This is a genomic window from Vreelandella vilamensis (genome assembly GCF_031451755.1).
Taxonomy (GTDB): Bacteria; Pseudomonadota; Gammaproteobacteria; order Pseudomonadales; family Halomonadaceae; genus Vreelandella; species Vreelandella vilamensis.
In genome coordinates, this window is sequence record NZ_JARWAN010000005.1 from 100,866 (window position 1) to 122,476 (window position 21,611).

Consider the following 21,611-nt stretch of genomic DNA (forward strand, 5'->3'; position numbering starts at 1 on the left):
CTTGAGCTTTTGTTTTAGAGCAGCGAACATAGATAAAACAATTTTGGGGAGTAATACAATGACACGTAATATTGCCGACATTCGTCGCGATTATGAGGGTGGTCGGCTAGAAGAGTCTCATACGCCTGATGACCCCTTTGCCCTCTTTGATGAGTGGTTTACGTTAGCACTTGAGAGCGAAGGAAAAGACGGCAATGCGATGACACTTGCCACTGTCGACAGTCAAGGGCATCCCCACGCTCGCGTTGTGCTACTCAAAGGTTTTGATGAAACTGGCATGGTGTTTTTTACCAACTACCATAGCCACAAAGGCAGCGAACTCAACAATGTTCCCTTCGCGGCATTGACGTTTTGGTGGCCATCACTATCTCGCCAAGTGCGTATTGAAGGGCGCACCGAACAAATACCTGCCGATGAATCCGATGAGTATTTTGACAGCCGGCCGAGAGGCAGCCAGCTAGGCGCCTGGATTGCGACACAAAGCGTTGTGATCCCTGACCGCAATTGGATAGAGGAACGTCAAAAGCGCTTTGAACAAGCCTATGAAGGCCAAGAGATCCCCCGCCCAATTCACTGGGGTGGCTACCGCGTTATCCCTGATATGATGGAATTCTGGCAAGGCCAGCCTAGCCGCTTACACGATCGCATACGCTTTGAGCGCCGTGACGGCGAAGCCTGGCAACGCTTCCGACTTGCACCGTAAACATCAGTATGAGGGCGATAATGTCGCCCTTATACTTTTAGCTTTCCTGTCAATCAATTGTCAGGCATAAATCAGTCAGGCATGCTTTCTAAGCGGTGTCGCTGCCACTCGCTTTCGGGCTCATTAAGACGCATCACCGAATCTATCACCTGCTCTTCCATGTTGTAGCGACTCTTAAAGCCAAGGTGCTTCATTAGTGCTCGCATCGGATGATTATCCACCATGATTTTACCAATCATTTCTAATGTGCCGATACTACGACAGTAGGCAATCATCTTTTTCATCAGCAAACTACCAATGCCGAGACCTTGAAGATCATCGCGAATAATCACCGAGAATTCGGTGCGTATATTGTCAGGATCATTAAACACCCTCACAACGCCCAGCATCTCTTTACTACCGTCATCGCGTTGATGCTCAGCAATAAAGGCCATCTGACGATCGTAATTGATGTGCGATAGCATCGATAAATCACGCTTAGTCAGGTCTGATTTATTGTGGAAGTAGCGAAACCGGATGCTCTCTTCTGATAACTGGCGGTGAAAATTGGTAATGAGCGGTGCATCTTCAGCGCGAATCGGGCGGACTTCCACTTGCCAGCCATTTTTCAATGTAACCCATTCACGTAACTCCTCAGGGTACGGCATGATGGCAAAGCGTGCGGGCGGGCCAAGGTCCATGGCAAAGTCGACCGCAATCATTCCATCGCGATTGAGAAGCAGCGGATTAATTTCCAGCCCTCTCAACTCAGTAAGTTCAGATGCCATTTGCGAAAGTTTGACAAGCAACTGGCAAAGCCTATCGATGTCGCGCTCCGACTCAGCGGAGTGTTCACGTAGTAGTGACGCCGCATGGGTGCGCCCAACGACATCGGCGGCAAGACTCATATTCAAAGGCGGTAGCGCTACCTGGCGATCAGCCAAAATGTTCACCTTATAACCGCCAATACCAAATACAATCAGTGGCCCAAAAACCGGATCACGCGTAATTCCCGCACAAATCTGCATCGAGTGCTTACCACGTTGCATCGGCTGTAAGCAGTACTCGTGGATTTCATATTCAGGGAATTTTTCTCGCACTTTTTCGCCCAGACGCGTAATTCCCTCTACCACGTCTTCAGCGGTCTCCAAATCTTGCAGCAACCCGGCGGAAATCTTGTGGGGGTGCTTGCGGTAACGATACGGCCAGCAATTGCCTTCGTGCACGACTTTCAACGCTTTTGCCCCGTCAATGCGCTGCGCCGCTTCAGCGGCTTCCTCTTCGTTATGCACATATTCACTAGTCGCCGTAGGAATACCGTACGCTTCTAGCACCTTCGCCGTCTCAGAGTGAGTTAACGTTTGACGCCCCTGCTCTTTTGCGCTTTTTATCAAAGCGCGGCATTGGGCGCGAATATCCACGCTAGTGGAAAATGGCAGGCTTGGCGGTATCTCTTGCAGCAATAGCTGAACACGCTGGTAATCCACCATGTGCATGAAAGCTTTAACGGCTTTTTCCGGTGATGTGTAGGTTGGAATACCCGCGACATTACATTCGTGGCGTGCATTGAGTGCTTCTTTTAGCCCCATCCAACTGGTCAATAAGTTACGCCGGAATTTCTTGCGATTCTCGATCAGCGCCTGCGCTGTCTCCTTCGAGGGTGCTAAACGGGTGGGAGCGTGCACCACCAATACGGCATCAACATTGGCATCTGCTGCCACGATTTCCAACGCCTCGACAAAACGTTGTGGCGTTGCGTTGCCCCCAAGGTCTACCGGGTTTTCCCCAGGTCTAGTGAAATCCACTTGGCTTTTATGCAGCGCATGTTGGGTATCAGCGCTAAACTGAGCCAGCTTTCCTCCAGCGCTAATAAGCTTGTCGATGGCAAGCATCGCGGGCCCCAGACCGTTGGAGACCACCGCAAGGCGATCCCCTTTAAGCGGCTTCATGCGGGAAAGTGTTTCTAGCGCATCAATGAGCTCATCGGAGTCATTTACACGCACAACGCCTGCGCGTGAAAACGCTGCATCAAAGACTTTATCGCGATTAGCAATGCCTGGCGTCGGTGGCATGCCCGAAATATCGGATTCAACCGTGCGGCCACTTTTAATCGCCACTACCAGTCGGTTTCTCGAAGCATCACGCACCGCGGTCATAAAATGCTGAGCATCGTTGACCCGCTCCAAGTGCAGCAAAATCGCTTGGGCTGGAGAAAACTGATTCACGTAGTCGATTAAGTCTGGTAGCAGCACATCGACGCTATCGCCCACGGTGATTAAATGAGAAAAGCCCACGTCACGGCCCCCTGCCCAATCAATCATCGCATTGGCCAGCATTCCGGACTGCCCCAGGTAGGCAACGCGGCCAGCTTTTACCTGCTGACTTGCATAGGAGGCATTGAGCTTTTTTCCTGGGACAATCACACCCATACATTCAGGCCCGAGCAAACGAATGCCTGAAGCACGGGCAGCTTTTAGCATGCGTTCGCGAATCGACCCTTTATTGCCTTTATCGCGATCTAAATATGCGCCACCTGAAAGAACAACAGCGGCTTTCACTCCAAAGCTGCCTAACTGCTTAATGAGCTGAGGGACACCGTTAATCGGCGAACAAATGACGGCTAAGTCAGGCACTTCAGGGAGATCGTTAACGTGGCTGACGCAAGTTTCACCATATACCTGCGCATAACCACGCAAATTCACCGCCCAGATAGTGCCTTTAAAGCCACCTTCTTGAATATTGCGCAGTACTAAGCCGCCTAACGATTCGGGCTTTTCTGACGCGCCAAAAACCGCAATCGTTCGCGGTTCAAAAAAATGATGTAAAAAGCGTGTGCTCACGTATAGCTCTCCCGCTACGGTCAAAAATAAGTACGCTCAGTCATGATGACGGTAAAGCAAATAGCGAAAAAAATATGCCATTTAAGACTTATTGACACTGTCGCAAAGCACCTCGACGCGATTATGGTGCCTATATTCATAATGGAGCGTTAGCATGATTACTGCCTACCTTACCCACCCTCACTGCTCTTTGCATCACATGGGGCCTGAGCATCCGGAAAACCCTAAGCGCTTAGAGGCAATTAGTGCTCGGTTATCGCTATCCGGCCTTCTTCAGCAAACCATGCAGGGGGATGCCAAGGAGGCTACTGACGAAGACCTAGCACGCGTTCATCCTATGCGCCATCTTAAAGCATTGGAGAAGTGCGTTCCTAGCGAGGGAATTGTGACGCTTGATAGCGACACAATGATGAATCCTGATAGTTTAAAAGCAGCTCGCATGTCTGCAGGAGCCGTATTGCGCGGAGTTGACCAAGTTTTTCGGCGCCAAGCAGATAACGTATTTTGCGCAGTAAGGCCTCCGGGGCACCATGCAGAAGCCTCCGATGCAATGGGTTTTTGTTTTTATAACAATATAGCGGTTGGCGCAGCCTATGCGCGTGAAAAATATGGAGCGCGACGTATCGCTATTCTGGATTTCGATGTACATCAGTGTAACGGTACTATCGATATTTTTAAGAACGACCCGAACTACCTTATTTGCAGTAGCTTTCAGTATCCCTTCTATCCGTGGCGTTACTTGCGTAGTGAATGGCAAAACGTAGTGAATACCCCGCTAGAAGTAGGCACAGAAAGTGACGAGTTCCGTCGGATTGTCGAAAATCACTGGCTGCCTGCATTACATGCGTTTAAGCCTGATCTCGTCATGCTTTCTGCAGGCTTTGATGCCCATCGCGATGATCCAATGGCGGATGTATGCTTAAAAGATGAAGACTTCTACTGGGTAACCCACCTGGCAATGGAAATTGCGACGCTTTATGCCGATAACCGCGTGGTTTCTGTGCTTGAAGGGGGCTATAACCTCACAACGCTTGCTAGCGGGGTTGAAGCACACATCAAAGCCCTTCTCGGGCAACCATTTGAATCTGTCCCATAACGCGCACAGTTATATTTGGTAAAGCGAGTTTTTTACTTTATTGAAGATTAAAATTAAGATAACGGTATAAATTTCAGTGCCAAGAAATGGTTTGCTGGCACTGTGCCGACAGCGTGACAAAGCGATTTATATCGACCCTAAGCTTTGGTTCGGCCAAAGCTAATATGCCACGTGCTTCTAGGTCTTCTTCCATGACAAAAATGCGTTCCGGAGGTAACGACCACCCCTGCCACGCTTGATCTAAAACTGCGACAACCGCGTCTTCAATCAAAACAAGTTTATCTTCTGGTCCCATCGCACGCAGTGCCTGAGAGGCGGCTTCACTAAACTGTGGTGCTCGATTAACGATATGTAGTAGCACTTAGCCCCCCTTAAAAATTGAGGATGTTCGCAGTGTCAGCAAAGTAGATACGCATTTGTTCCTCATCTAACAGTGTTATACCTTCCACTAGATTTTCGGCTTTCACATTAAGCGCATGAAGATCAGCCGCTGATACACATAAATGCTGAATATCATACATAGCTAACGTTTCTTGCGTGGGTAACAGCGATTTTTCTGACCCTAGCGCTTGTCCTGGTAACAGTGCCAAAACGCCCTGCCCCATAAAAAGGAGGCTAACTTTCTGACCAAATGCAGCACCTACCATTGCTGCGTCTAACGCCTCACGTAGCCAGTGCGAGCTTTGCGGAGCTTGCCTAATCACGACTAATAACGAGTTTGTTTGAGTCATGGTTCACTTCTCTTAAGGAGCAAAGGTTATTAACCGATCGCAGCGTTGCTGAAGTGTTATAAGCTGCCCAAGACCTGTTAGCTCGAAAGGAGATTCAACGTTATAAGTTGAGTATTCACGGCGCTTTGCTTCTGCAGAGTCAACTAACCCGCGATGAAGAGCTGCAGCTATACACACATCTAATTGAACGTCGTACTGGTGGTGTAAGGCTTTCCAGGCACTGCGTAAACACGTGGCATTTTGGGCAGGTGTTACCAGTGATGAGGCATTGTGAACTCCATCATGGTAGAAAAAAACGCTCTCCAAATTATGCCCTTGATCTATCAGCGCATGGGCAAATCGCAGCGCCGAATGCGGCGCTTGGCTGACATAAGGCGCTCCCATGACCAGCAGTGCATATTGCATACCATTATCTCTAGCTAAAAATCAAAAACAGGCCCTACCAATCGATAGGGCCTGCCAAAACTCAACTTACGTTGCACCTACGTATTAGTCACTGCTCATAATACCTAGTAGCGAAAGTAGGCTGACAAACAGGTTATAAATAGAGACATACAACGTAACGGTGGCCAATATATAGTTGGTTTCTCCAGCACGATGAATAATTTCGCTGGTTTGGTACAGAATTGCTGCAGAAGCAAATAGCACAAATCCAGCCGATACCATTAACGACAGCGCTGCAATATTAAAGATTAAGCCAGCAACCATGGCAAGAATCAGCACAATCGCGCCAGCCACGAGGAAATTGGCCAGGAAACCAAAATCTTTCTTAGTGATCAAGGCGACCGCCGAAAGGCCAAAAAAGGTTACACCTGTCATTGCCAGCGCAGTCATTATCAACGACGCACCATTGGGCAAGGCGAGATAGGCAGAAAGAATTGGGCCTAGCGTGAACCCCATAAAACCAGTGAAGGCGAAGGTCGCTAGCAGACCCATCGCTGAATTCGCCGTTTTATGCACTAAAAACATAAGTCCGTAAGCACCGATAAAAAACACGAAAATATTCATGCGCTCAATGCCTAATGCCATTGCTCCACCAGCTGTAACCGCTGAGAACAGCAAAGTCATGGCGAGCAAAGCATAGGTGTTGCGCAACACCTTGGTCGTGCTAACACTATTTGAATAACCACTTTGTTCAGCTGATGCTGAACGCGAAATACGTGAGTCATTGTAAGCCATGCGACTTGCTCCCTAAAAGCACGTTGTCAACAACTGACAAGCATGCCGTTCTCAAGTTCCCAACGCAAGCCTCTCAATTCCACGTTATGCAATTTCTCCTGCGCTATGCTTGTAGCTGGAAGATAACAATCGCGATTCACTTTCCAACCTGCTGATAGGATTGGTCGTGGTTACCATAAAAAAAACGTTGATTACTACCTCGTTACTCCTTGCCACCACACCCGCTTTGGCCTTCACCCCGGCGGGGGAAAACATTCGCTATACAAAAAACGATGAGGCCTTTGAAGGTTACTATGTCGCGGCACAGGGCACCCCAAAAGGAAGCGTGATTATCATCCATGATTGGGATGGGCTGGATGATTATGAACGTCAACGAGCTGATATGCTTGCAAAAAAAGGCTATAACGCCTTTGCCTTGGATATATTCGGCGCTAATAACCGCCCCCAAGCTATAGAGGATAAACAAGCGGCGACTAACCGCCTTTATCAAGATAGAAAGCGCATGCGCCAGCTCACGGAGGCTGGCATTGAGGCCGCCAATGCGCAGGGAGCAGACAACAGCGTGCTTCTTGGCTACTGCTTTGGCGGGACGTTAGCGCTAGAAATGGCCCGCGCTGGCACAACGGATAACATCATCGGTTATGCCAGTTTTCATGGTGGATTGCAGATTCCAGAAGGTCAGCAATATGACACGGACACCGCTCCTATTTTTATCGCACACGGCGGCGCCGACAACATTGTTAGCCTTGACGATGTGGTATCGCTTGCCGGGGAATTAGAAGAAGCCGCGATTGAATACGAGATTGGCATCTACGCAAATGCTCCACACGCATTTAGTGTATTTAACAGTGATCGCTACCATGAAACCGCTGACCAACGCTCATGGGAAACATTCACAGACTGGCTTAGGGATAATATAGCGCTTTAACTTTTTAGGTTTGATGGCACCAATGACCACGTTTCTTGAGACACTCTCCCCACTCTCAGGCGGTATCAATGCATTACTGATTATTATCTCCGCACTAACGTCGGCTTTCACCGCCGCCGTTGGCGTAGGAGGTGGCCTTTTAATGATCATGGCGATGGCTCAGGTAATGCCGGCAACGGCCATTATTCCTATTCACGGCATGGTACAGCTTGGTTCCAACGCTGGCCGAGCAGCTTTGACTTGGCAGCATATTGACCGCCGAACCATTGCGGCTTTTCTACCCGGCGTTGTGCTTGGCGCCTTGGCTGCTATTTGGCTCCTCATACGTTTGCCCGCCGGTATATTAGAGTTTTGTATTGCTGCCTTTGTGCTCTACTCCTGCTGGGGCCCACCGCTACCCAAACACGCTTTGGGTGCTACCGGTACCGTCATCGCAGGCGCTATTACCACGTTATTATCCAGCTTTGTTGGGGCTAGCGGGCCAATGGTTTCCGCTTTTATCAAGCAAGGCCGAGCCAACCGTTTAAACAAAGTAGCAACGTTCTCTGCGTGCATGTCACTGCAGCATCTGACAAAAGTGTTTGTCTTTGGCTTGGCTGGGTTTGTCTTTCATAACTGGTTGGGCTTACTCCTCGCTATGATCGCTTTCGGCTTTATTGGCACATGGATCGGCGTTCGCTTGCTGCACTACCTTTCTGAGTACCGTTTTGATGCCCTTTTCAGAGGAGTATTAACGCTTTTAGCACTGAGGCTCCTCTGGGTTGGTATTCAGCGGCTTAGCAACTAACGCTGTTAACGAGCGACTTTTCTCTTAAGAGCGTTGACTTCTAAGGAAAAGCTGGTAGTATACTCAGCCAAGTCGGAGGGATGGCAGAGCGGTTGAATGCACCGGTCTTGAAAACCGGCAAGGGTTAATAGCCCTTCCAGGGTTCGAATCCCTGTCCCTCCGCCAAGACTCAAAAAGGATCAGTTAAATAACTGATCTTTTTTTGTTTTAAGCCAGCCAGTGAATTCAGGTACGCATTCTAATAGAGCCGCAGCCCCACACGAGTGATCTTACCGCCTTCCATATCACTTACGACCCAATGAATACCGTGCCAATCGACATCATCCCCGATAACCGGATGACCGCCCACACGCAAAGCAATAAACTCTGCCAGCGTCATATCTTGCTCACCGGGGCTCAGCGTTAAGCCATAGGCTTGAGCAATATCCTGCATTCGTGCACTACCGTCCAAGGTAAAAGTGCCAAAAAACGCACGTTCGCGCTTAAGCTTCGCATCTCCATTGAACAAGCGATTTAACCCGGGCAGATCTTCGGTTCGGCCAATTACACAAATAACATCGTCCAGCTTCAACCGCGTACTGCCTTTTGGATGCAACATGACATGATTGCGAAATAGCGCGGAAATCAGCGCACCAGAGGGAAAGCGCAAAAGCCGAATTGGCACATCTTCAAGGTCTTGGTTTTCCACCACGTAAACGAACATCTCAAAGTCGTTTTCAGGCAAAATACCAAGCGGGCCACGGCGATTAGGCGTCGTTCCTTTCGGCACTTCTACTCGCATCCACTTCGCCATCCAGGTAAGCGAGCCGCCTTGTATCAAAAGCGACATCAAAACGACCGCAAAGGCGATATTGAAATAAAGCGAGGCGTTTTCCACTCCACCAATGACAGGAAAAATCGCCAGCACAATGGGCACAGCCCCACGCAAACCAACCCAGGAAATAAAGAGCGTCTCGCGCCAGCGAAACTTAAAAAATGGCTTGATCGTGATTAACACTGCAAGTGGGCGCGCTAAGAAAATGAGCGCCAACGCCACCACTGAAGCTGGCAATGCGACTTCCCATAGTTCACTTGGAGTTACCAAAAGCCCGAGCACCAAGAACAAACCAATTTGACTAAGCCATGCCAAGCCATCGTGTACCGGCAGAATAAAGTTCAAATGCCGCCCGGGCTGATTGCCAATCATCAAGCCCGCTAAATAAATCGCTAAAAAGCCGCTACCACTCAAAACGCTTGTCAGCCCAAAAACGCTGAATCCTAATGCGAGTGCCAACATGGAATAGAGGCCCGGCGCTAAATCTAACCAGCGCAGCAATTTGGCGCTGACCCAACCACCTCCAATCCCGATGACTAAGCCAATACCAAACTGGGAAATAAAAAACACTAACGTTTCTTGCCAGCCACCGATTTCTCCCACCAGTAGATCTACCAGCATCAAGGTGAGGAAAATCGCCATCGGGTCGTTCGTACCCGACTCAATCTCTAGAGTCGCCCCAACGCGTTCGTTTAGGTTCACTCCACGACCGCTGAGCATAGAGAAAACAGCCGCTGCGTCAGTAGACCCCACAATGGCCCCTACCAGCAGCCCCTGCACTATGGTCAGGTCAAACATCCATGTTGCAATCACCCCAACAATCGCGCTGGTGAGAAACACGCCAAATGTGGCCAAAGAGAGTGCGGGCTTAAACCCAACGCGAAACGTTTTTAACCGCGTACGCAAGCCACCATCAAGCAGAATCATGGCCAGCGCGAGGTGGCCAATGACAAAAGCCATCGAGTAGTCATCAAACTCGATGCCAAGAATACCCTCTTCCCCGGCGAGCATACCCAAGCCGAGAAAGATCAATAACAGCGGTACGCCCATTAGCGACGACAGCCGGCTGGCTAAAATGCTTAACGCCATTAACGAGCCGCCAAGCAAAAAGAAGGTATACAGTGCGTCCATGATTCCCCGTCTCAGCCTCAATACACCACCATTATTGCACGCCAAGATCTATTTTACTGAGGCATATTGGCACAATACGTTGATAACGAAGCTAGCCAGCCTATTTGCGATCCGGATACACTTCATACGATAATCTTAGGAGTATTCATCATGCTACGATGCTTTTTACGCACCGTACTCGCTTTTATTGTGCTGGCCGTGCTGTCTATTACGTTAACAGCAGTGACCCACGCCCAAACGCCGCTCTCGTTAGACTCAGATGTCCAACTGCCTGAAAGGCTATGGCATGTTGAAGAAGACGGAAGCGATGTTCCGACTACTGTCATAGCGCCACCTGAGCCACTGGCACCACCTCCGCTTGAAACCGTCACGTTAATGTTAGATTGGTTTCTAAGTCCTCAACATGCGGCCATTTTATTGGCCAAGGAGCAGGGACTTTTTCAACGTCAAGGCATAGACGTGCAATGGCAATCGCCTGGCGACCCATCCCTGCCGACTAAGTTACTCGCCGCCGGAGAAATCGATCTCGCGCTAGGACGCCAAAGCCTTCTTCACCTGAGCGCACACCAAGGGGCCGCGCTAACCCGCATTGCCACGTTGATTGAAACCCCGCTAAATGCCGTTATCACGACGGCAGCGCACATAAGCAGTGACTCTGCTCACGAGAATCTCGAATCACTTGCCACACTTAATTTTGGCTTTACGACTCGCGAAGGCGAGCAATTGGTTATTCCAAAGTTGACGCCCCGTGTTATTACCCAAACCGACGAAGAGGGGTTTACCCCAGAAAGCTTACATTTTGATGCAGCACGCGCGCTGACTGAACAGCAAGTGCAAGTAGTGGCTGACGGCTTTTATCACACCCTTCCCGCCCAGCTAGCCACCGAAGGTATGGAAGCTAAGATTATTGCGTATGAAACACTATCGATTCCCCGCCACGACGGCCTGATTGTCATGGCTAATAGAAACTCTCTCAATAAACGCGCCGATACCTGGGTAAGCTTTGTCATCGCACTTGAAGACGCCACGCACTGGATGATCAACAACCCAAGCCTCGCGTGGGAAACCTTGGTCACCGCCTACCCAGTGCTTGATAACAGCATTAACGCTAACGCTTGGGAGGATTTACTGCGACGTACTGCTTTGAGTCCCGCCGCATTAGATACACGCCGCTATCGTGCCTTTGAAACATTTTTGTACCAGCAAGGCGTCAGCGAAGCCCCTTTTAAAGTTGAACACCTAGCCATCGACCCGCATAAACGCTGATATGTCTGCTTCCACGTTTATTTTTATTGACATCGAAACGACGGGGACACGTGCCACACGTGACCGCATCATTGAAATTGCAGCATTGAAAATCATTGATGACGAGATCGTTGACCGATGGACGCGCCTTATTAACCCCGACATACGCGTACCCTTCAATATCACCCAACTTACCGGGATCACTGACACGATGCTAAGCGATGCCCCACGCTTTGCCGATATTGCACACGCGCTTTACGAATGGCTTAACGACGCACCGCTTGTTGCCCACAATGCGCGGTTTGATTTTAGCTTCCTGCGTAATGAGTTGAAGCGTGCTGGGTTTGATTACCGCTCACCACTTTTGTGCACATTGCGGCTTTCACGCCGTATTGCCCCACAAGAGCGTAAACATAACCTACCTACGCTACTTTCTCGCTATGGTATTTCTGCCATTCGCCATCACCGTGCTGAGGCCGACGTAGAAGCCCTATGGTCGCTTTGGCAAACGTGGCAAGCGCAATATTCGACCGCTGAGTGGGAAGCGTTACTTGCCGAAGAAAGACGCCACCGCAGCCTACCCGCTCATCTTGATGCAGAGCTTCTTGAAAAATTGCCTAAAGCCCCTGGGGTCTATCTTTTTTACGGCCACAACCAACTCCCACTTTATGTAGGGAAAAGCATTAACCTTCGTAGTCGTGTGCTCGGTCATTTTCAACGTGACCACCAAGATGACAAAGAAATGCGCTTAGCACAGCAAGTTCAGCATATAGAGTGGGAAGAAACCGCAGGGGACTTGGGAGCGCAATTACGCGAAGCACAGCTAGTCAAAACGTTAATGCCGATCATGAACCGCCGTTTACGCAAACAGCGGGGGCTCACGGCTTGGCACTGGCCGGAAGGAGCAACACAACCCTCATTACTCGATGCTCAGTCCATGGAACGTGTAAACCACAATCTCTATGGGCTTTTTCGCTCGGCTCGCGATGCCAAAAGCGCGTTGAGACATATCGCCGAAGAAGAATACTTGTGTCCCCAGGTATTGGGCTTAGAAAAGGGGCGGGGGCGCTGCTTTGCCCATCAACTGGGCAAGTGCCGTGGGGCTTGTTGCGGCCAAGAGACGTTGGTTGAACACACTGAGCGGGCGAAAAACGCCCTAGCACAGCTGCAGGTCAGCGCATGGCCGTGGCCGGGCAGCATCGCCATAAAAGAACACCACCCAAAAGGCCAAAAGATCGCGTACCACGTCATTAATCAATGGCGCTACTTAGGCACGACAGATAACGAAGCGGCCGCCAACGCATTGACGACGAATACCGCGGCCTTTGATTTGGATGCCTACCGTATTCTTAATCGTTTTTTGCGCGACCCGGCATCGCATGCGCTAGAGGTGGTGATGCTCCCAGCGCCAGCATGATGGCTGATTAAAAGCTTTTTTGGTTACGAAGCCAAAAACGCGTCAACCGCTTTCTGAAACGCCTCGGGTTGATCGGCATGGAGCCAATGGCCGGCATTTTTCAAGGTCACGACACGCGCTTGAGGCAACACTTGGCGCAGTATGGGCAGCATATCATCACTTACATAGGCGGAATCCGCGCCACGCAGCACCAGTGCTGGGCCTTCATAGGGCGTGTCGCCTGCCGGTTCACCAATCACATCATCGTAACCTGCCATGATGGCATCCAAGCCTATGCGTAGTGCTAGTGCCCTCCCTTTTTCGCTCTCGCGACGTTCCAGGTTGGTGGCTAAGAAAAGCCTTGTGGGGCGATGATCGACGTACTTAGCCAGCAAGTCGTCTGCTTCACGGCGATTTTGCGGCTGGCCGCGCTCAACTTCGCGCAAGGCGGCGAACACATCATCGTGGCCATGCTGATACGCCACCGGGGCGATATCGGCTACCACTAACGACGCAACACGCTCAGGCGCTAGACGCGCCAAGCTGATGGCCACTTTACCGCCCATGGAATGGCCAAGGATATGAGCCTTTTCTACGCCAAGCTGATCCAACAGCGACAGTACATCGGCACTCATCGTCGCATAAGACATTCCTTCTGCATGCGGCGAGCGACCATGATTACGTAGGTCAACCGCGATCACACGACGATGCTTTTGCCACACTTTTACGTGCGAACGCCAGTTATCCGCACTGCCCAACAAACCGTGAATGACGACTAATGGCAAGGCATCACTTGCGTCGGCTGAGCCTATATCGACAGGCCCTGTATCAAGATAATGCAGTTCAACGGATGAAGCGTTAGACATAAAAACTCCCGGCATCTTCGCGACAAAATCCTACTTCGTTACAGAGCATTTTTTCTTTCTAAACAACGCCAGGTTCTGCGTCTCGATGCCCTGTCCAAACCACTAAACGACGCGTTAACCACGCTAATAACACGCCATACAAAGGCAAAAAAAACAGCAAACTAATCGCGAGTTTAATCACATAATCCACCAACGCGATTTCTACCCAATTTGCCGCCATAAAAGGATCGGGACTTTGATAAAAAGCCGCCGAGAAAAACGCCAGTGTATCGGCAAAATTTCCTACGACGGTAGAGCAAACCGGTGCCACCCACCAGGCCCATTGACGCAGTCGATCAAACACTTGTACATCCAATAGCTGTCCCAACACATAGGCCAAAAAGCTGGCAATGGCAATACGCGCAACAAACAGGTTCCATTCACCCAGCCCAGCTAAACCAACATACTCGCCTTTCGGAAATACCACGGAAATAACATAGGAAATCAGCAGTGCAGGAAGCATGACGCGCAGAATGATGGCACGGGCAGGCTCTTTACCAAACAGCCGCACGGTTAAATCAGTGGCCAAAAATATAAACGGAAAACTAAAAGCCCCCCACGTGGTATGCCAGCCGAAAAGTGTAAACGGCAGCTGAACTAAATAGTTACTCGCTGCAATAATTCCAATATGGAACGCCACCATCATGTAGAGGCAACGGCGGTGCTGGGCGTCAGTTAACGCAAACATAGATAGGGTAGCCTTTTTAGTTGAGTGTAAAAGAGGGGTAAGGGAACCCTCCTCGCCCGTCATGGGCAGCGCGGGGCATTATACGCGTCTGACTTTTGGAATCTACTTGCTGTCTAGTAATTTATAAGATTTCAAGTGACTAAAAGCGTTAATAAAGATAACGGTATAAAAAAACCGCCGAAGGGGGAGATTCGGCGGCTTAGCTTGCAATAAGATGATATTTTTACACCGGTGTAGCTTTATCCGATGCTCCAACAGAGCGATCGCGCATGGCGCCATGCACATCTTCTAAGCTGGTTGGGTCATCAATGGTCGACGGCACGCCAAACTCTTTACCGTCGGCAATATTGCGCAGCAACTTACGTAAAATTTTACCTGAACGCGTCTTGGGCAAGCGGTTAACGACCAGCACCTGCTTGAAACAAGCAATCGGGCCAATCTGATCACGCACACGTGCGATTAGCTCTTTTTCCAGTGTGGCTTCATCGCCATCAAATCCATCCTTAGGGATCACCAACCCTACTGGCAACTGGCCCTTAAGCTCATCGTGAATACCAATCACCGCGCATTCGGCCACGGCCGGATGGGCACCCACCACTTCTTCCATTTCACCGGTAGAGAGACGGTGCCCGGCAACGTTGATGACATCATCGGTGCGCCCCATGATGAAAAGATATCCGTCTTCGTCAAAATAACCGCCATCACCGGTTAAATAGTAGCCGGGGAAAGCTGCCATATAGGCGCTATGAAAGCGTTGTGGATCACCCCAAACGCCGACCAGAGAACCCGGTGGCATCGGCTGCTTGATCACCACACTGCCCTGCTCCATGGCTTGAGCCTGTTCGCCATCACGATCAAGAATTTGCACGTCAAAACCCGGCACCGGGACAGTGGCTGAACCAGCCTTGGTTGGCATCGGCTCAAGGCCAGGCAAGTTAGCGGCGATAGGCCAGCCAGTTTCGGTTTGCCACCAGTGGTCGATTACGGGCACGTCAAGCAGATCATCAAGCCAGTGGAACGTAGGCGGATCGAGACGTTCCCCTGCCAAATAGAGATTTTTCAAACTGCTGATATCGTATTGTTCCAACAGTTTAGCATCGGGATCTTCTTTTTTGATCGCCCGGAAGGCGGTCGGTGCGGTGAAGAAGCTTTTCACCTTGTACTCTTCGATTAAACGCCAAAAAGCACCGGCATCCGGCGTTTTTACTGGCTTACCTTCGTACACTACGGTGGTGCAGCCGCGTAGCAACGGTGCATAAACGATATAAGAGTGCCCTACAACCCAGCCAACATCTGACGCGGAAAAGAACACATCGCCCGGTTCGACGTCATAAATCACGTCCATCGAATACGCAAGCGCCACCGCGTACCCCGCCGTATCCCGCACCACCCCTTTCGGTTTCCCTGTGGTACCGGAGGTATACAGCACGTATAGCGGATCGGTGCCTTTAACCGGTACGCATTCGGCATAGGGCGCCTTTTCAACGAGTGCAGCCCAATCATGGTCACCTTCACCCAGCTCTGCCAGATGCTCTTCACGCTGATAGACCACACACGCATCGGGTTTGTGGTCGCTCAGTTCGATTGCTTGGTCAATGATCGGTTTGTAGGGCAGTACTTTATTCACTTCGACGCCACATGAAGCCGCCACCACAACTTTCGGCTGCGCGTCTTCAATACGCACTGCCAGTTCGTGAGGGGCAAAACCACCAAATACGACCGAATGAATTGCGCCAAGCCGAGCACAGGCAAACATGGCAACCAATGCTTCCGGGATCATCGGCATATAGATAACAACACGGTCTCCTTTTTCAACGCCCAGTGCTTGCAGCCCACCGGCGAAATAGGCAACGCGATCGCGCATTTCTGAGTAAGTAATAGTAGCTTTTTTCTGAGTAACCGGGGAATCCCAGTAGATAGCGGGCTGCTCGCCACGCCCTTGTTCAACATGGTAGTCAAGCGCCGCGTGGGAAATATTCATTTCACCGTCACCGAACCAGCGTGCATGTTGCTGGTCGTCATACGACAGGATTGTCGTCGGCGGCGTAAACCATGGGATTCGCTTGGCCTGCTCTGCCCAAAATGTCTCAGGCGTTTGCGTTGCGTGCTGAAATTCTTGCTGATAACGGCTCATATGTGCCCTGTCTGTCAGTGCTTGTCAACGGTAAGCGGCGCCACGGTGGTGGCAGCGTTGGTATGATTGTTGACACTTTAAGAAAGAAACAGGGAAAAATCCGTCATACTATGGGCTAAAAAGCGACTAAAGACGTACAAAACCCCTCATATTGTCAACAAACATAAGTTTGCTACCATTGATTAAACGTTAATTAGCGCTTTGGACAAGACTTACTAAATTACCGAAAATTACAAAGATACCAGCATGATATGTAACAACGCATACAACAACGCATTGCACTGCGTACGCTAGGAGTTTCCTATGCCCTTACCCCAGAGCGCCGCCGCTGATTTGTTGGCTCAAAACAGCCACACTATCGAGAAGGCAACAGCGTTGTTAAAAGCGATGGCAAATGAAAAAAGGCTGCAAATTGTGTGTCTACTGCTAGAAAAGGAGTTATCAGTCACACAGATCAATCAGCAGCTCTCCCTCAGCCAATCGGCGCTTTCTCAGCATCTTGCCATTTTGCGCCGTGATAACTTGGTAAATACGCGGCGAGAATCACAAACCATTTATTATTCGCTGACCAGTAATGGAGCAAAAGCCATTGTAGAGGCGCTAGCAGCACAATTTTGCCGCTAGCGCTTTGCCCCTGAGTACTGTTTGTATCTCAGACTACTGTTTATACCAACGCGATGCCTCCAACACACTCAGCGCTTTGGTGCCCGCGTGTTCAATGCCATACGAAACGGCCATTCCCAGTTTTCGGCTTATGGTTTGTGGCGGCTCTAACGCCACGTGCAATACATTTGCTTTCTGCATCCGCTCGACAAGATACGCTTCACTGGTTTGCACACTGTCGATAAGCTTGCATGCTAGCGCTTCGCTGCCATACCAAATCTCCCCAGTCGCTAAACGCTCAATATCCATTTCTGGGCGACGCTCGGCCACATGCGCTTTAAAAAGTCGATGAGTGTTTTCCAGATCGTCAATAAACTTTTCACGCCCTTCGTCAGTATTCTCTCCTAATACCGTCAACGTTCGCTTATATTTTCCTGCGGTTAAAAGCTCTACATCGATATCGTGGCGCTTAAGTAAGCGGTGAATATTGGGCACTTGGGCAACCACGCCAATCGAGCCGATCACGGCAAAGGGAGCTGCCTTAATATGCGTAGCGCTACAGGCCATTAGATAACCGCCACTGGCCGCTACTTTATCGATACATACCGTGGTCGTTAACCCTGCCTCCCTCAACCGGTCGACCTGTGCCGCCGCAAGGCCATAAGCGTGCACAAGTCCGCCACCCGACTCTAAACGTACGACGACTTCGTCATTAGCTTCAGCCACCTCTATTATGGCTGAAATTTCCTCAGCAAAATGTTCAGTGGCAGACGCTTTGATGTCCCCATGAAAATCCAGCACCCAAACGCGCGACTCGGGGCTATCTTCACTTTTTTTGGACGTCGATTTTTCGCGCGTTTTATCATCTCGGCGAAACGCTTTTAGCAATTTTTTACGCTGACTTGGTGCGATAGCGGCCATTTTCAGTCGGCGCCGCCGGTAACGGCGCTGATCATTTAACGTATCAATACGCAGCGTGAGCGATTGATCAGCTCCCTCTTTTGCTCGCATCACGATCATGATGCCAATACCGATTAACGCCACGACCACTACAGTCTGGAGTAAAAACGTTCCTAACTCGGTTATCCACTCGCCCACTGGCCATCTCCTCTTACAAACGTTGTGCTCATGTATCTGGTCTAACCATTATCCGCACTTGATTAAAACAGCTGTTTAAAATACCCTCGGTATAATCTAAACATACAAACCCAAGGACGTATTATCTTATGTCATCAACAACGTTAGAAAAGCTAAAATCCCGGTTTCACCCCGAAGCAGCGAAAGGCATGAATGACGTTTTTCAATTTCATTTTTCCGATGCCGGTGATTACTACTTACATATCCAGGACGGCACCCTAGATATACAAGAAGGCGAACACGACGATCCTTCTGTCAGCCTCAGTCTCACCACCGACACGCTGAAAGGCATTATGAACGGTGACGTCAACGGTATGACCGCGTTTATGACTGGCAAGCTCAAAGCGACTGGCAACGTCATGCTCGCCACCAAACTGTCATCACTTTTCCCTAGCGAGTAATGTTTTCGTCATACTCTCCCTCATAACGGCGCTAGGCTGACGCTAGCGAGTGCCGTTATGACGTTAAAATTCCGTTTTACCCTGTTTGCCACTTCGTTAAGTGCTCTTCAATCAATGCGCGAGAGATGGAGTAAGGGGGAGGCAGTGCGGGAAGCTGTCGTGGTGAAAACCAAGCCGCATCGGCGATTTCAACATTATCAATACGGATACGCTTGGTGGTAGCTTCAGCAAAAAAGCCCAGCATTAAGGAATGTGGGAAAGGCCACGCTTGGCTTTGATAGTAACGAAGCTGGTCTACATGTACGCCGACTTCTTCAAAAACTTCGCGATGCACAGCCTCTTCAGCCGATTCGCCAGGTTCAATAAAACCTGCCAGCGTAGAATAACGCCCGGGGGGAAAGCGTGGACTACGCGCCAGCAACAGCGATTCACCGTGAGTCACCAGCGTAATAATGCAGGGTGAAATACGCGGATAATTACGATGCCCGCACGCATGGCAGTGCATGGCGAATTCGGCTTCAAGTTTTGTCGCGGGTGAACCACACCGTCCGCAGAAACGGTGATTTTCAAGCCAAGCACCGACTTGCAACGCAGTTGCTAGCAAACTAAACCATCGACTCGGTAACTCGGCCATCCACTGTCGGCCGTCAATCCAGTTATCTTCCGGCTGAGACATTACTTTTAACGCCACTGGTTCGTCATCCCAGTAGCACAGCGGTTGCATGCTGTTATCCCACCGTTGCCAAGGTTGCAGTGGCGTGTGCAGTTCACCTCTGTCAGCTAAAAAAGCGGGCGCCAGCTTGCTTTTGGCCAACACAATTACTCGCCCTGCCCGCTCTTGGGTAGGAATGTCTCGCCTAAGCATGAGCACCCTCAGGCCAGGTTAGTTGATGCGCCTCACACTTAGCGCGATGGGCGTCACTTTCAGCATCACTTGGACGAATAACACGCAATTGGCCTGGCTCTAACGCTAAGCGCTGAATGGAGAGACCTTGACTGGCATCGTCGTTTTTATTGCTACCTTGGTTACCTGCATCCAGCGTAAGTGCCGTCTGCCCACCCGTCATCGACAGATACACTTCCGCCAGAATCTCGGCGTCCAGCAACGCGCCGTGTAGCACACGACGGCCATTATCAATCTCGTAGCGCTTACACAGCGCATCGAGATTATTGCGCTGGCCAGGATGCTTTTGCCGCGCCATTTCTAAGGTATCTAGGATGCGGCAATGCTCAGCGACTGGCCCCAAAACAGGTGATCCGCGCTTTTGGTTGAGCATGGCAAATTCGTGATCGATAAAGCCAACGTCAAACGCCGCGTTATGAATCACCAACTCTGCGTCTTGAATAAACTCCCAAAACGCATCGGCCACTTGTGCAAATATCGGCTCGTCAGCCACTCGTTCATTATCAATCCCATGAACAGCCACTACCTCAGCATCGATATGCCGCTCTGGATTGATGTACTGGTGATAGGTGCGACCGGTAAAACGGCGATTTACCATCTCGATCGCGCCAATCTCGACCAACCGATGCCCTTGTTTCGGATCAATACCAGTGGTTTCCGTATCTAAGACGATTTGGCGCATCAGGCCCTCCTTTCAACGTGCTCGTCAATCGCAGTATTGGCGAGTGCATCCGCTTTCTCATTTCCGGGATGCCCACTGTGTCCTTTCACCCAATGCCACTCAACTTGGTGGCGCTGGGTTTCTTCGTGCAGCATTTGCCACAGTTCCGCATTTTTTACTGGCTGTTTAGCGGCGGTTTTCCAGCCGCGTTTTAACCAATTGTGAATCCACTGAGTGATCCCTTGGCGCACATACTGCGAGTCGGTCCAAAGCGCGACGTCGCAGGATTGATTTAACGTGCGCAATGCCGTAATAGCCGCCATCAGCTCCATCCGGTTATTGGTGGTGAGCGTTTCGTAACCGTATAGCGTCTTTTCATGTTCACCGCTTTGGAGAACGACACCCCATCCGCCGGGGCCTGGATTGCCTCGGCAGGCGCCGTCGGTATACACCGTTACCTGCGGCCGGCGCGTTTTTTCTTCATTGCTCAACGCTTAGGTTCCTCATTGTGATCTACCGTCGATTGATTCGCCAAGTGTTGCTGTCTTCGGTCAGCTGCCAAGCGATTTGAGCCGCGCGCCACACCTAAAGAATGCGTCGCCGCCGCCGGGTTGACACCAAATTGGACCCGCTGCGCGGGTGCTTGAGGTTGTTGGCGCTTGGCTTGAATCATATAACTTTCACCTAACGGAACGTTGAGGCGGCGCCCCCACGCTTCCCATGTTTCACGACACCTTGACTTTTTCGCCGAACAAAATAAAGGGCCATAAAAACCGCAATAGTCTACGCGTTCAACGGTGAAATCGACAGACTCCAACCATTGAGTCAGCTGTGATGTGCCATGCCAGTGCGCGCGCTCACTATGCGTCTTTGTATCATTACGAGGGAAACTGTGCCGGCCTGGCAAAAGCCGTCGCGTTAGATTGCTAAGACCTACCGGGTTAAAGCCAAAAATCACTAAAATACCGTGATCCGCGGTGAGCCTGGCAGCTTCTTGTAAGGTCTTCTCGGCGTCAGGAACGTGCTCTAGCCAGTGATGGATGAGACAGATATCCAGGCATCCATCGGGCAGAGCAAGCTCGCTCGGCGGGCATATAAGGCTTGATGCCTGTCTGGCGTAAGCGCGACTGGGTACCCATTCAATCACATGGGGCACCGATGATAAGTTTAATAAAGAAGGCCCCATGGTCATCTCCAAAGAATGACCGCCAGTGCGCGCTTCAATTACCGGGCCAAGGCAGGCACGCTGAACCTCACTTAATTTTTTACCTGCATCGGACGCCCAAAAACGCTGGCTGTGTTTTAGCCGCTGCGTCAATGAATCAGCCGTGTGGGAATTTGACATAAAT

Annotated in this window: 22 protein-coding genes and 1 tRNA gene; 9 read left to right on the forward strand and 14 right to left on the reverse strand. The window is 50.4% G+C overall.

Annotated features, from left to right (window positions below; translation table 11 throughout):
• The first annotated feature begins 58 nt into the window (after positions 1-58).
• A complete protein-coding gene (pdxH, locus tag QC823_RS04745) occupies positions 59-703 on the forward strand; it encodes a pyridoxamine 5'-phosphate oxidase (RefSeq protein WP_309655207.1) in 645 nt (214 codons plus the stop codon).
• 71 nt (positions 704-774) lie between these two features.
• On the opposite strand, the gene QC823_RS04750 is transcribed toward pdxH, so the two are convergent.
• Positions 775-3,522 (reverse strand): bifunctional acetate--CoA ligase family protein/GNAT family N-acetyltransferase, encoded by a 2,748-nt coding sequence (locus QC823_RS04750; RefSeq protein ID WP_309655208.1) that lies wholly within the window; start codon positions 3,520-3,522, stop codon positions 775-777.
• A 154-nt stretch (positions 3,523-3,676) separates the two neighbouring features.
• Here QC823_RS04750 and QC823_RS04755 point away from each other — a divergent pair, with 154 nt between their 5' ends.
• Positions 3,677-4,618, forward strand: coding sequence for a histone deacetylase family protein (locus QC823_RS04755; RefSeq protein ID WP_309655209.1), 942 nt, complete (start codon positions 3,677-3,679; stop codon positions 4,616-4,618).
• Positions 4,619-4,691: 73 nt separating this feature from the next.
• Here QC823_RS04755 and tusB read toward each other — a convergent pair whose 3' ends face one another.
• The 4 genes from tusB to QC823_RS04775 all read right to left on the reverse strand — a co-directional run bounded on the left by tusB (position 4,692) and on the right by QC823_RS04775 (position 6,528).
• On the reverse strand, positions 4,692-4,979 hold the full coding sequence (tusB, locus tag QC823_RS04760; RefSeq protein WP_309655210.1) for a sulfurtransferase complex subunit TusB: 288 nt from the start codon (positions 4,977-4,979) through the stop codon (positions 4,692-4,694).
• A 10-nt stretch (positions 4,980-4,989) separates the two neighbouring features.
• Entirely contained in the window at positions 4,990-5,349 is a 360-nt protein-coding gene (locus tag QC823_RS04765; RefSeq protein ID WP_309655211.1) for a DsrE family protein, read from the reverse strand.
• Positions 5,350-5,361: 12 nt separating this feature from the next.
• Positions 5,362-5,754, reverse strand: coding sequence for a sulfurtransferase complex subunit TusD (tusD, locus tag QC823_RS04770; protein WP_309655212.1), 393 nt, complete (start codon positions 5,752-5,754; stop codon positions 5,362-5,364).
• An 84-nt stretch (positions 5,755-5,838) separates the two neighbouring features.
• Entirely contained in the window at positions 5,839-6,528 is a 690-nt protein-coding gene (locus QC823_RS04775) for a Bax inhibitor-1/YccA family protein (RefSeq protein WP_309655213.1), read from the reverse strand.
• 226 nt (positions 6,529-6,754) lie between these two features.
• Here QC823_RS04775 and QC823_RS04780 point away from each other — a divergent pair, with 226 nt between their 5' ends.
• The 3 genes from QC823_RS04780 to QC823_RS04790 all read left to right on the forward strand — a co-directional run bounded on the left by QC823_RS04780 (position 6,755) and on the right by QC823_RS04790 (position 8,408).
• On the forward strand, positions 6,755-7,456 hold the full coding sequence (locus tag QC823_RS04780) for a dienelactone hydrolase family protein (RefSeq protein WP_309655214.1): 702 nt from the start codon (positions 6,755-6,757) through the stop codon (positions 7,454-7,456).
• A gap of 22 nt (positions 7,457-7,478) precedes the next feature.
• A complete protein-coding gene (locus QC823_RS04785) occupies positions 7,479-8,243 on the forward strand; it encodes a sulfite exporter TauE/SafE family protein (protein ID WP_309655215.1) in 765 nt (254 codons plus the stop codon).
• 74 nt (positions 8,244-8,317) lie between these two features.
• Positions 8,318-8,408 (forward strand) — tRNA-Ser (locus tag QC823_RS04790).
• 73 nt (positions 8,409-8,481) lie between these two features.
• Here QC823_RS04790 and QC823_RS04795 read toward each other — a convergent pair.
• Positions 8,482-10,188: a potassium/proton antiporter gene (locus tag QC823_RS04795; protein WP_309655216.1), complete on the reverse strand. Its 1,707-nt coding sequence runs from the start codon at positions 10,186-10,188 to the stop codon at positions 8,482-8,484.
• A 150-nt stretch (positions 10,189-10,338) separates the two neighbouring features.
• On the opposite strand from QC823_RS04795, the gene QC823_RS04800 reads away from it, so the two are divergent.
• Together QC823_RS04800 and QC823_RS04805 are read left to right on the forward strand one after the other, a co-directional pair.
• Positions 10,339-11,454: an ABC transporter substrate-binding protein gene (locus tag QC823_RS04800; RefSeq protein ID WP_309655217.1), complete on the forward strand. Its 1,116-nt coding sequence runs from the start codon at positions 10,339-10,341 to the stop codon at positions 11,452-11,454.
• A 1-nt stretch (position 11,455) separates the two neighbouring features.
• Complete coding sequence (locus QC823_RS04805; RefSeq protein WP_309655218.1) at positions 11,456-12,850, forward strand: 3'-5' exonuclease family protein; 1,395 nt, start codon at positions 11,456-11,458, stop codon at positions 12,848-12,850.
• Positions 12,851-12,873: 23 nt separating this feature from the next.
• On the opposite strand, the gene QC823_RS04810 is transcribed toward QC823_RS04805, so the two are convergent.
• The 3 genes from QC823_RS04810 to QC823_RS04820 form a co-directional block, all read right to left on the reverse strand.
• Positions 12,874-13,695, reverse strand: coding sequence for an alpha/beta fold hydrolase (locus QC823_RS04810; protein ID WP_309655219.1), 822 nt, complete (start codon positions 13,693-13,695; stop codon positions 12,874-12,876).
• A gap of 58 nt (positions 13,696-13,753) precedes the next feature.
• A complete protein-coding gene (locus tag QC823_RS04815) occupies positions 13,754-14,422 on the reverse strand; it encodes a 7-cyano-7-deazaguanine/7-aminomethyl-7-deazaguanine transporter (protein ID WP_309655288.1) in 669 nt (222 codons plus the stop codon).
• A gap of 223 nt (positions 14,423-14,645) precedes the next feature.
• Positions 14,646-16,556, reverse strand: coding sequence for a propionyl-CoA synthetase (locus QC823_RS04820; protein WP_309655220.1), 1,911 nt, complete (start codon positions 16,554-16,556; stop codon positions 14,646-14,648).
• A 303-nt stretch (positions 16,557-16,859) separates the two neighbouring features.
• Here QC823_RS04820 and QC823_RS04825 point away from each other — a divergent pair, with 303 nt between their 5' ends.
• The gene (locus QC823_RS04825) at positions 16,860-17,180 is read left to right on the forward strand and encodes an ArsR/SmtB family transcription factor (RefSeq protein ID WP_309655221.1); all 321 of its coding nucleotides are present in this window, start codon (positions 16,860-16,862) and stop codon (positions 17,178-17,180) included.
• Positions 17,181-17,213: 33 nt separating this feature from the next.
• Here QC823_RS04825 and sohB read toward each other — a convergent pair whose 3' ends face one another.
• Positions 17,214-18,257: a protease SohB gene (gene sohB / locus QC823_RS04830; protein ID WP_309655222.1), complete on the reverse strand. Its 1,044-nt coding sequence runs from the start codon at positions 18,255-18,257 to the stop codon at positions 17,214-17,216.
• Between the two features lie 128 nt (positions 18,258-18,385).
• On the opposite strand from sohB, the gene QC823_RS04835 reads away from it, so the two are divergent.
• On the forward strand, positions 18,386-18,697 hold the full coding sequence (locus QC823_RS04835) for an SCP2 sterol-binding domain-containing protein (RefSeq protein ID WP_309655223.1): 312 nt from the start codon (positions 18,386-18,388) through the stop codon (positions 18,695-18,697).
• Positions 18,698-18,773: 76 nt separating this feature from the next.
• Here the strand turns inward: QC823_RS04835 and nudC are convergent, their stop codons facing one another.
• The 4 genes from nudC to QC823_RS04855 are packed head-to-tail and all read right to left on the reverse strand — an operon-like array spanning position 18,774 to position 21,607.
• The gene (gene nudC, locus QC823_RS04840; protein WP_309655224.1) at positions 18,774-19,562 is read right to left on the reverse strand and encodes an NAD(+) diphosphatase; all 789 of its coding nucleotides are present in this window, start codon (positions 19,560-19,562) and stop codon (positions 18,774-18,776) included.
• On the reverse strand, positions 19,555-20,283 hold the full coding sequence (dnaQ, locus tag QC823_RS04845) for a DNA polymerase III subunit epsilon (RefSeq protein ID WP_309655225.1): 729 nt from the start codon (positions 20,281-20,283) through the stop codon (positions 19,555-19,557). Before dnaQ ends, nudC begins: the two co-directional genes overlap by 8 nt.
• Positions 20,283-20,753, reverse strand: coding sequence for a ribonuclease HI (gene rnhA / locus QC823_RS04850; protein WP_309655226.1), 471 nt, complete (start codon positions 20,751-20,753; stop codon positions 20,283-20,285). The genes dnaQ and rnhA overlap by 1 nt, the downstream gene beginning before the upstream one ends.
• A complete protein-coding gene (locus tag QC823_RS04855; protein ID WP_309655227.1) occupies positions 20,750-21,607 on the reverse strand; it encodes a methyltransferase domain-containing protein in 858 nt (285 codons plus the stop codon). The genes rnhA and QC823_RS04855 overlap by 4 nt, the downstream gene beginning before the upstream one ends.
• Between the last annotated feature and the right edge of the window lie 4 nt (positions 21,608-21,611).